This is a genomic window from Halomonas sp. AOP7-E1-9, from assembly GCF_052376035.1.
Lineage (GTDB): Bacteria > Pseudomonadota > Gammaproteobacteria > Pseudomonadales > Halomonadaceae > Vreelandella > Vreelandella citrativorans.
Window position 1 is genome coordinate 19,804 of the sequence record NZ_JBQSVC010000006.1, and the last position, 10,431, is coordinate 30,234.

Consider the following 10,431-nt stretch of genomic DNA (forward strand, 5'->3'; position numbering starts at 1 on the left):
TTATACGGCGCTGTATAAATATTCATTTAGGCTCTTACGTTCTTATAAATATTTATGGAGCAAAAGTTGAAGAAAATTGACCTTCACTTGCACACAGAACCTACGATTAGTGATGCTCACTTTGATTTCTCGCTAGAAAAATTAATAGAATATGCTAATTCAGCTGAACTCGACGCTATAGCAATAACAAATCATGATGTGTTCGACTTGGCACAGTTTAGAGAAATCGACAAAGCGCTTGACTGTGTAGTGTTTCCAGGTATTGAAATAAATCTAGCTAAAGGTCATATTCTTCTCATCTCCGAAAATGAAAACTTAGATGAGTTTCAAATAAAAACTCAAGCCGTAACTGAAAAAATCAAGGCTATAGGCGACTTTATCAGCGTAGAAGAGTTGCTTCATATTTTTGGTGACCTCAATAGATATTTGCTAATCCCTCATTATGAGAAGAAGCCAGCAATATCGCGACAGACGATTGAACAATTGGGCGAATTCATATCTGCTGGTGAGGTTGATAGCCCCAAAAAATTTATTCGTTTGGCAAAAGATGACTCAGAATTAACACCTGTTATATTTAGTGATGTAAGAATTCGTGAGGGTATGAGCAAATTTCCGTCGAGACAAACATACATCGACTGTGGGGATCTCTCCCTAAATTCTCTGAAACATAGCCTTCGAGATAGACATAAAGTGGCTCTATCTAAATCAGAAGGTAATTCACTCTTTCAGGTTTTTGATGATGGTCAGAAATTGTCTATTGGCCTTAATATTGTTCTAGGAGCACGATCTTCAGGGAAGACTGAAACACTAACTCAGATCAGCAAAGAGTGTGAGGATGTAAAATATATTCCTCAGTTTTCACTTGTTCAGAGGGATGACGTTAGCTACGAAAAAGAATTTAATGAAGATGTTGCTCGTAAGAAAAGTATGTTCGCTAATAAGCACCTGACTCCATTCAAGAATGTTCTCGATGATGTGTTGAATGTTGATGTTAGAGTTAACCAAAGAAAGGTGGAAGATTATTTATCAACTCTTTTAAAATCGGCTGAAGAGGCAGAGAAGTTTGATACGTTTTCTAAAGTGTCACTCTTTAATGAGACACAATTTGAAGTGGCTCAGGATAAGGGGCTTGGAGATCTGATCGGCTCTGTTCGACAATTAGTAGATAATATTGAGTATAGAGAAATTATTGATAAGCATATTGATGTGAATAATTTGAAGAGTCTGTCTGTTGAGTTGATTGAACTTCTATGGGAAAAGGCGTATGAAAGGAAAAAGAGAAGTTTTGTTAATGACGTCGTAAGAGATGTAAAAAGTAAACTACAGCTAAGGACATCAGCAACTCAGGTTAAGGATGTAGACTTATACAAGGTTATGATTGAGCACCGGAAGGTTTCTAAATTTAACCAGATTGCAAAACTGTTACAGACAGAAAAAGTAATTTATCAGGAGGATGTTCAGGGGTTTAAGGTGGTTTGCAAGCAGCGAGCCTTTAATGGAGCTGGAGAAATTTTGCGTGTGAGTGGACAAAAGGTTGGTTTTAGCGATGCGTATAAAGAGTACTCATCTCCCTACAAGTACCTTGTTGCACTAAAGGATAACGGTGCTTGGACTCCATCAGAATTTTATAAGTATTTTGCATGTATTGAATATGAAATACTCAACAAAGATGGATTTAAGGTTTCGGGTGGTGAAAGATCTGAGTTCCGTCTCTTACAGGAAATTAAAAATGCTCAAAACTTTGATTATCTATTAATAGATGAACCAGAGTCGTCGTTTGATAACCTTTTCTTGAAAGGTGAAGCTAATCAAATGCTGAAGGAAATATCTAAGACAATGCCCGTGGTTGTTGTTACCCATAATAGTACAGTTGGAGCCTCAATCAATGCAGATTATATAGTGTATACATCTAAAGAAATTGAAAGTGGTGATGTCGTATATAGAAGATATTCTGGGCATCCATCTGACAAAGAATTTTGTTCAGTTGACGGTAAAAAGATAAATAATTACCAGGTGACCATGAACACATTGGAGGCTGGAGAAGAAGCTTATGCCGATAGAAGAGGTGGCTATGAAAGTATTAAAGATTGAAAACAGTAAGGGGTATTTTATGACAGAAGAGGGTGCGTACGAAACTGTCGACAGAATAGATAAAGTGATTCTGTTGAGGTTGGTTAATGCGGCTCTTGGAGATGGCTTTGAAATCGATGAGTACAATGAAGAAGACTTAAAGAATCAAGCGCATCAAATAATATATAGAAGCATTAGTGAAAAGCTTAATGATTTACATAATAGAAGAAGCCAGTTCCGTGATGAGTCAGAACGTTTGTTTCTAAGTGAATACGAGAAGTATAGAGCTTGAAACCCCAAGAGACTGTTGAATAAACATCCGGTCTTTTAAAATGCGGTATAACAAGTTGCTGCACACGGAAAAATTACTCGCTGCGCTCCCAGTTTTCCGGTGAGAAAAGCGTTAAGTGATCAATATGAAAAATCCATTTATCAACATCGAGTTGAAGGTCTGGCCGGATTTCTTGCTCGCAATTTCAGGAGCGCTGCTTGTGGCCGCCGTTATTGCTATGTTCGCTGGAAATGAGCTGGCACTTCGCTTGAGTTTGGGATTTGGCGGCCTTGTGCTATTTGGTATCGGCGGCAAGGCAGCGCATTATAAGTACAGAGACGGCTCAATTAAGGGGAATAGCAATGCATGGTTTTCTGGCTGGCGGCATAGCTTCTTGGCAGATACTCTTGCGGCCTTAAGCATTGTGCTTGTTTGTTTGTCTATTTGGTTAACTTATTGCTATGTCATCAGCGCTTAACAAGGCAAGGCGACGGCTCTTCCGTTGCGGCTTCGCCTCCACTACAAAGCCGCGCGTACTTGCGACGTTAAATCCCCTTCAAGCCACTAACCCGCATAACCTCCCTAACCACCGCATCATTCAATATCCCCCGCTTGGCCTCCACCAGCGTAAGCCATTCGCGGGCGCGGGTGATGCCGGTGTAAACCAGCTCCCGCGTCAGAATCGGGTTAGGTGTTTGGGGTAACAGCAGCGCCGTGTGCAAGAACTCCGAGCCTTGGGATTTGTGTACTGTCATTGCGAATACGGTTTCTACCGCGTGCAGGCGGGAGGGAAGTACCCAGCGGATGGGGTTTTTCGTATCGCTGGTCGGAAAGGCGACTCTATATAAGGTTCTTCCTACGCCGCGCGGGTCGGGTACTGCTAGCGTAATGCCAATATCGCCGTTCATTAGCCCTAGGCTGTAGTCGTTTTGCGTGACCAGCACCGGGCGGCCTTCATACCAGCCTTTCTCTAGTTCGATATCGCTTGCGCTTAATAGCGTGTGGCTGCGCAGTACCTTGGCGATGCGTAAGTTCAAGCCTTCTACGCCCCACGGCCCTTTGCGCAGTGCGCAGAGCAGTTGGAAGTGGCCGTAGGCGTTTAGTACGTCTCTGGCCCACGTGTCGTAGGCGCCTTTGTTTTCCTCAAAGGCTAGCGTTACCTCGGGGCGCTGTTGATCCAAAACCGTAAGATAGTGCCGGTAGCCCGTGGGCGGCGCTATTTCTTTATTGGTTTTCTTATCAAGGCGGCCTTTACCGGCACAGGGGAAGCGCTCTGGGGAGCCGGTCACCACCAGGCGCTCCAGGGCGCTGTCATTCTCCCCGCCTAGCACCAAATGATGCAGGTCGGCGTAGCCGTGGCGCAGGGCGCTGTGTACGGCGTTCTGTTTATCGCGCTCGCTAAGCGTGGCGCTTAACGGCTGGTTAATCGCCTCGGCCAACTGACCAATACCGCTGGCGGCGTCAAAGCGGTGACTTACCCGCAGCATGGTAATCGCTTGGTCGAGGGGTTGGCCGTTGGGGCTGGTTAGCGCTTCGGGCAGCGGGTGGCCGGTAAGTTTGGCAAGCCACTCGGCGGTTTCTGGCGTGTAGTGGGCGGCCTCGGCGCGGCGGCATAAGTCGCCGAGCACGGCACCGGCTTCCACAGAAGCCAACTGGTCTTTATCGCCCAGCAGCACCAGCTTGGCGTGGGCGGGCAGGGCGCTTAACACGGCGGTCATCATTTCGATATCGACCATGGAGGCTTCGTCGATCACCAGTACGTCCAACGCCAATGGGTTGTTGGGGTTGTGGCGGAAGTGGCGGGTGTCGGGCCTGGCGCCTAGCAGGCGGTGTAGGGTGGTGACTTCGGTGGGGATGGAGGCACTTAGTTGTTCAGTGCATGAATCTTCGCCGAATGAATTCGGCTCCCACAATTCACTCTGCTCCCATAGCGCTGCAAGGTCTTCGATAGGCAACTGGCTTACCTGCCCGGCAATGGATTCATTAAGGCGGGCGGCGGCTTTGCCGGTGGGGGCGGCTAAGCGAATGCGTAGCGCCTGCGTTGGCGAATGGGCCAGTTGCAGGGTTTGCAGAAGGGCGAGCAGGCGCACGACGGTGGTGGTTTTGCCGGTGCCGGGGCCGCCGGTAATAATCGCAAAGTGGCTGCGCGCCGCCAGCGCGCAGGCGACCTTTTGCCAGTCCAGTGTGCCGTTGTCGGGGAACAGGGTGTTCAGGGCTTGTTGGAGTAAATTGGGGTGACTAGCGTCACCCTTCTCCGATGTGTCGGACCACCAATGAATTGGGCTCCCACAAGAACTGTCTGGCATCTCAGATATGGCCAAACGTGCGGCGATTTCCTGGTGCAGGGTTTGTTCGTACTGCCAGTAACGGCGCAGGTAAAGCCGGGTGGTGTGCGGGGTGTCGGAGCGCACCAGCGGTGTGTTGCCGTGGCCGTTGCTGATAAGCGTCGGGTGCTCAAGCGCGGCCTGCCACTCGGCAAGCGTTAGCGTGGCTAATACCTCGCTGGGTAGTGGCGGCGGGTCGCTTAGGTCATCGCCTTCGGGTGGGAGCGATAGGGCGAAATCCGGTGCGTTCAGCGTGGCGTTTAAGTCCAGGCACACATGGCCTCGGCCCAACTGATGGCTGGCAAGCGCGGTGGCCAGCAGAAGCAGCGGCGGCACCTGACCTCCCTCGCGGGCGAAGAAGCTGACCAGCGCGCGGTCCAGGTCGCGCAGCCAGCCTCTGGCGACCCAGCGCTCGCAAAGCGCCATTAAAGTGCCCGTATCGTTCAGCGCAGGGTGCCGTTGGTGGCCAGGCGCTGGGGTGCTGTTACGCGTTGTGGCAGGCGCAGGCTCGTTTTCGCCGAACAGGTCCAGGGTTTGTGAATCTTTCATGCCGTTTCCTTAAGGCCAGCGCCGTTGGCCGTGCCTGCAAATAACGCATCCAGCGCTTCAATTAGCGCCACCGGGGCGGGTTCGGGGTGTACGCCGCGTGCAGGCGTCCGGCTGCCACGCAAAAATACGGTCAATGAGCCGCCCAAATGGACGTGCGGGTCGTAGTTGGGCAGGCGGGCTTTTAACAGCCGGTGCAGCGCCAGCAGGTACAGCGCGGCCTGTAGGTCGTAGCGTTTTTCCAGCAGCGCGGCACTCAAGGCATCAACGGTGTAGGCGCTGTCGTCTGCGCCCAGGTAGTTGGATTTCCAGTCCAGCACATAAAAGCGCCCATCAAACTCAAACGCCAAGTCGATAAAGCCTTTGAGCATACCGTTGAGCGTGTCGGCATCCAGCGCGGGCCGCGCAAGGCCGGGAAGTAAGTGCTGGCTAACCAGCGCATCCAGCGCCTGCGTATCCACTTGGTGGGCAGCAAACCAGAACTCCAGCTCTACCTGATAACCGCTTAGCTGTTGAAGCGCCACGGCACTTTGCTGGCCGGGAAGCGGCAGTTGAGTGCCGAGCAAATCCTCAAACCAGCCTGCCAGCGGTTCATACCACGCTTGCCAACCGCGCAGTTGCAGGCGGCGGCGCAGAGTGTCCTCACGGACGGCGGTGTCTTCAAGCGCCTTGGCAAAGCCCAGCTGGCCTGCCCATTCCAACAAGCCGTGTAGAAAGGTGCCAGGGCCGGGGCCGCGAGGGAAACGGTGCAGGTGGCTTGCGTTTGCACTCGGCTGGTCGCTGTCAGCGGGCAATGGGTAGTGAGTGGTTACACTCGCCATGGGCTGCCCGGTCAATGGAGAACCTTGCAGCAAATCTTGCGGCTCATCCAGCACTTCAAACGTGGTGGCTTCCTGGGGCGTGGTGGGTTCCGGCGTGGGGGCAGCGGTTGACAGCAGCCCTGAGATGCCGCCCGTGGTGCGTAGCGCCGAGTAGCTGGCGATCCACCACTGCTCGCGGGCCGGGCGCGTGGGCGTGCGGGCTTGCCCCAGCGCTTCTTGCTGCTGGGCGGGCGTAAAGCACAGTGCGGTAGGGGCTGGCGCAGGCTCCAGGGCTATGTCGCTTTTATGAACCAGCGCGGCGAGCGCTTCGCCGAATGTATTGGGCGCAATGTAGTCACCGCCATTAAGCAGGTAACCCAGGGCGCTGCCTTCGCCATCCTTTAACGGCGCAAGCCCCAGCCAAGTGGCATGGCGGGCACGGGTAAGTGCCACGTAAAGCTTGCGTAAGTCTTCGCCTAAACGTTCGCGGTCGGCGGTAGCGAGTGTTTCTGCATCGGCGCTTAGGCTTAGCTGTAAATTGCCTTCGCCATCGTGCCAGCGCAGCGGCACATCGCCTTTTTTAGTGGAGCGGTGGTTGGCAATAAACGGCAGAAAGACCAGCGGGTACTCAAGCCCCTTGGATTTATGGATGGTCACGACCTTGACCAGGTCCGCATCGCTTTCCAGACGCAGCTTGTGGCTGTCGCCGTGGCTTTCCGGGTCGGCAATCGCTTCCGCCAGAAAGCGAATTAGCGCGTGCTCGCCATCCAGTTCCTGGCTTGCCTGCTGAAGCAGTTCGCCCAGGTGAAGCAAGTCGGTTAGCAAGCGCTCACCGTCGGTCAACGCAAGCAGCCGGGCAGGAATGTCGAAGTCCACCATTAGCTTGCGCACCAGCGGCAGCACGCCCTGGCGCTGCCACAAGCGGTGGTAACGGCTGAACTGCTCTACCCGGGCCTCCCAGGCAAGCTCACTCTCGTTAAGGTGATCAAGCTCGCTAAGGCTCACCCCAAGCAGCGGCGTGGCAAGCGCTGCGCGCAGCTTGGCTTCCGCCTGGCGGGAGTTGGCCTGGGATTCCGCACAGGCGCGCAGGCAGGTTTCCACCTGCTGGGCGATAGATGAGCTAAATACCTTATCGTGATCCGAAAGATAAACGCTTTTAACCCCACGGCTGGCAAGCGCCAAGCGAATAGCGCGGGCTTCCTGAAGGCCGTTCACCAGCACCGCCATGTCGGAAGGTTTGAGTGGCGTGAGTTCATCCTCGGTTTTAAAACCCGCTTGCCGCTTGCGACCCGCTTCCAGCAGGGCGGTCATGTGGGAAGCGCAGCCTTCGGCCATTTCAAGCTGGTAGGCGGTTTTGGAAAGCGGCTCGTCAGCCGCCATTTGCCACAGCGTCATGGCGGGCAGTGGCGCGCCGTTCAACACCAACTGATCGGCGCGGCCTTTGGCGTCTACCGGTAAAAACGGCAGAGGGTTCTCGCCGCCTTGTTCACGAAATAAAAACGCGCCCGCTTCATGCTTGTCGGCGTAGTTAAAGCAGTGGTTAACCGCGTTAACCACTGCAGCGCTTGAGCGAAAGTTAGTGCCCAGCGTAACGTGGCGGCCATCGGTGTCGTGGCGGGCTTTCAGGTAGGTGAAAATATCTGCGCCACGGAAGGCGTAAATGGCCTGCTTGGGGTCGCCAATCAGCATCACGGCACTGTCGCGGCGCGGTGTAGCAACGTTATACACCGCGTTAAAAATGCGGTACTGGATTGGGTCGGTGTCCTGAAATTCGTCGATCAGCGCGACCGGGAACTGGCGCTGGATTTGGGCGGCCAGCGCTTCTTTATTGGGGCCTTGCAGGGCGCGGTCGAGGTGTGTGAGAAGGTCGTTGGGGCCCATTTCAGCGCGGCGCTCCTGCTCGCGCTCCAGGCGTTTGCGGCACCACTGCACAGCGTGAATTAACAGGTCGTTGCGCGGCTCGGGCAGGGCATTAAGCTCGCCGGGCAGTTGGGCGAGCGCTTCCCACACTTCTGGGCAGGGCGGCGTGCCCACTTTCCAGATATCGGCCATGCCCTCAGGCGTCATGCGCCGCCAGGCGGCATCGGTAAGCTGGGGGCGGTCGGCATCGCTGGTGCACCAATCGCGCAGCGCTCCTAGCCAGTTGGCGCGGCTTTTGGCGTTAAAGCTTTGGCCCTTAAAGGCTTTTTGCTGGGCAGCTTCTTCCAGCGCGGGCACCACATCGTTCAGCCATGCAGCCCAGGGGGCTTTTAATGCGCTGAGTTTGGCGGCTCGGGCGGCTTGGCAGTTCGTTAGCGTTTGCAGAGGTTCGGGGCGTTGTTCGCCCAGCGCGTCGCACTCGGGCAGTAGGCGTTGCAAGCTGGCGTGCAGGTCGTCGGGGGATTGCCAGTAGCTAACAATGCTTTCCAGCGCATCGCTCTCAAGGGCGTAGTAAAAGCTGCGCCAGTAGTCGCGCACGACGTCCTGTTCTAGCTCGCGCTGGTCGTTCTCCAGGTTCAGCGAGAACAGGCTGCCGCTATCGAAAGCGTGCTCGCGCAGCATGCGATAGCACCAGCTGTGAATGGTGGAAACGGCGGCTTCGTCCATCCACTCGGCGGCCAGTGCCAAGCGCCGTGCGCAGGCGGGCCAGGCCGAGGGTGGGTACTCACTGCGCAGCTCAAGCAGCAGTTTATCGCCTGCGTTTTCATCACTGCGAAAAATCTCGGCGGCTTCCACCAGGCGGTTACGAATCCGCTCGCGCAGCTCCTGGGTCGCGGCATTGGTAAACGTGACTACGAGAATTTCCGGCGGCGTGAGCGGGCGGATAAAGGCGTCGTCATCCTCTTTGCTGCGCCCACCCAATACCAGGCGCACGTATAAAAGCGCGATGGTGAAGGTTTTGCCGGTACCGGCGCTGGCTTCGATCAGGCGGCTGCCGTGCAAGGGCAAGCTCAGTGGGTTGAGTGGGGCGGGATGGCTCATCACTGGTCTCCAGGAGCAGGCGCTAGCAGGCACAAAAACAACACGCCCCGGGTGGGGCAAATAGGGGCGGCTGGAGAACTATATCGCGATGACCCTTAGGGAGCAAAAAGCAGCGAGCAAATAGGGAGCAAAAAGCAGCGAGCAAAAGCCACAAGCGAGCGGGTTGGGCTGGGAGCCAGCGCCATCACCTGATAATCTTGTCGGCTAGCCACTTTGCGGGCGACCGGTTTACGCTACCGCGGCTTCTGTTCACGTTGATGATGAGACTTCATGCTGACCTCGCTTCTGGATAACGACTTTTACAAAATCACGATGCAGAACGCCGTGATTAAACGCTTCCCGTATGCCCATGCGCGCTACGCTTTTATTAACCGTGGCGCGCATGCCTTTCCAGAAGGGTTCGGCGCTGCATTACGCCATGAAGTCGATAATATGGCGGCGCTTCGCTTAAACGACGAAGAGAAGCGCTATCTCGAAACGACCTGCCCTTATTTGGACCCCACTTATCTCGATTTTTTGGCCGGGTTTCGTTATGACCCCAGCGAGGTCATTATCGAGCAGCAGGGGGCGGACCTTTCCGTGGTGATTGAAGGCCCGTGGTATCGCACTATCCTTTGGGAAGTGCCGTTGATGGCGCTGATCAGCGAGCTTTGGTATCGGTTGCGTGGTATTACGATTACCCCTGAAGCGGATGCGATGATCGAGCAGAACGCCCAGGAAAAAATCGAGCTTTACCACCGCATGGGGCTCAAAATCGCTGAGTTTGGTACGCGTCGACGTTTCTCCTTTAATGTTCACGACCGTGTGGTGGGCGCGCTTCGCCATCACGGCGGCGAGTCGTTTACCGGTACCAGTAATGTGCTACTGGCGATGCGCCATGATGTGAAGCCGATTGGTACGCACGCCCACGAGTGGTTCATGTTCCACGGTGCCCGGTTTGGTTTCAAAATGGCCAACAGCCTGGCCCTGGAGCATTGGGTGGATGTGTACCGGGGCGACCTTGGCATTGCGTTAACCGATACGTTTACCTCGCAAGCCTTTTTCGACAGCTTCGATAAGAAGTTTGCCAAGCTGTTCGATGGCGTGCGCCACGATAGCGGCGACCCTATCGACTTTGCCTCACAAACCATCGCGCACTATGAGCGCCTGGGCATTGACCCGCTGAGCAAGACGATTATCTTTTCCGATGCGCTCACTCCGGAAAAAATCGAGCGCATTCATGCGTTCTGCAAAGATCGTATCGGCATGGCGTTTGGTATTGGCACCAACTTCACCAATGATGTGGGCGAGGAGCCCATGAACATGGTGATCAAAATGGTCGAGGCGCGCCCTGAGGGCCAGGGCTGGCTGCCGGTCATCAAGCTTTCCGATGTGGCCGAAAAGAACACCGGCGACCCCGAAATGATCTCGCTGGCCAATCGAATACTCCTGGTTAACCACCAGCATTAAGCGAAGCGCA

Annotated in this window: 6 protein-coding genes; 4 read left to right on the forward strand and 2 right to left on the reverse strand. The window is 54.2% G+C overall.

Features of this window, described 5'->3' with window-relative positions; genetic code table 11:
* Positions 1-66: 66 nt before the first annotated feature.
* From ACT3R4_RS05270 to ACT3R4_RS05280, 3 genes are all read left to right on the forward strand, one after another.
* Positions 67-2,091: a PHP domain-containing protein gene (locus tag ACT3R4_RS05270; RefSeq protein ID WP_441679703.1), complete on the forward strand. Its 2,025-nt coding sequence runs from the start codon at positions 67-69 to the stop codon at positions 2,089-2,091.
* Positions 2,072-2,362 (forward strand): hypothetical protein, encoded by a 291-nt coding sequence (locus tag ACT3R4_RS05275; RefSeq protein ID WP_441679705.1) that lies wholly within the window; start codon positions 2,072-2,074, stop codon positions 2,360-2,362. The genes ACT3R4_RS05270 and ACT3R4_RS05275 overlap by 20 nt, the downstream gene beginning before the upstream one ends.
* A 124-nt stretch (positions 2,363-2,486) precedes the next feature.
* The gene (locus ACT3R4_RS05280; protein ID WP_441679707.1) at positions 2,487-2,819 is read left to right on the forward strand and encodes a hypothetical protein; all 333 of its coding nucleotides are present in this window, start codon (positions 2,487-2,489) and stop codon (positions 2,817-2,819) included.
* A gap of 67 nt (positions 2,820-2,886) precedes the next feature.
* On the opposite strand, the gene recD is transcribed toward ACT3R4_RS05280, so the two are convergent.
* Positions 2,887-5,214 (reverse strand): exodeoxyribonuclease V subunit alpha, encoded by a 2,328-nt coding sequence (recD, locus tag ACT3R4_RS05285; protein ID WP_441679708.1) that lies wholly within the window; start codon positions 5,212-5,214, stop codon positions 2,887-2,889.
* Complete coding sequence (gene recB, locus ACT3R4_RS05290; RefSeq protein WP_441679709.1) at positions 5,211-8,972, reverse strand: exodeoxyribonuclease V subunit beta; 3,762 nt, start codon at positions 8,970-8,972, stop codon at positions 5,211-5,213. Before recB ends, recD begins: the two co-directional genes overlap by 4 nt.
* 270 nt (positions 8,973-9,242) lie before the next feature.
* Between recB and pncB the strand changes: the two genes are divergently transcribed.
* Entirely contained in the window at positions 9,243-10,421 is a 1,179-nt protein-coding gene (gene pncB / locus ACT3R4_RS05295; protein WP_172116057.1) for a nicotinate phosphoribosyltransferase, read from the forward strand.
* The last annotated feature ends 10 nt before the right edge of the window (positions 10,422-10,431 follow it).

Excerpts from the sequence above, each read along its gene's own strand:
- recB (WP_441679709.1), bottom strand. The coding sequence starts at position 8,972 with ATGAGCCATCCCGCCCCACTCAACCCACTGAGCTTGCCCTTGCACGGC.
- ACT3R4_RS05280 (WP_441679707.1), top strand. The coding sequence starts at position 2,487 with ATGAAAAATCCATTTATCAACATCGAGTTGAAGGTCTGGCCGGATTTC.
- ACT3R4_RS05275 (WP_441679705.1), top strand. The coding sequence starts at position 2,072 with ATGAAAGTATTAAAGATTGAAAACAGTAAGGGGTATTTTATGACAGAA.
- pncB (WP_172116057.1), top strand. The coding sequence starts at position 9,243 with ATGCTGACCTCGCTTCTGGATAACGACTTTTACAAAATCACGATGCAG.
- recD (WP_441679708.1), bottom strand. The coding sequence starts at position 5,214 with ATGAAAGATTCACAAACCCTGGACCTGTTCGGCGAAAACGAGCCTGCG.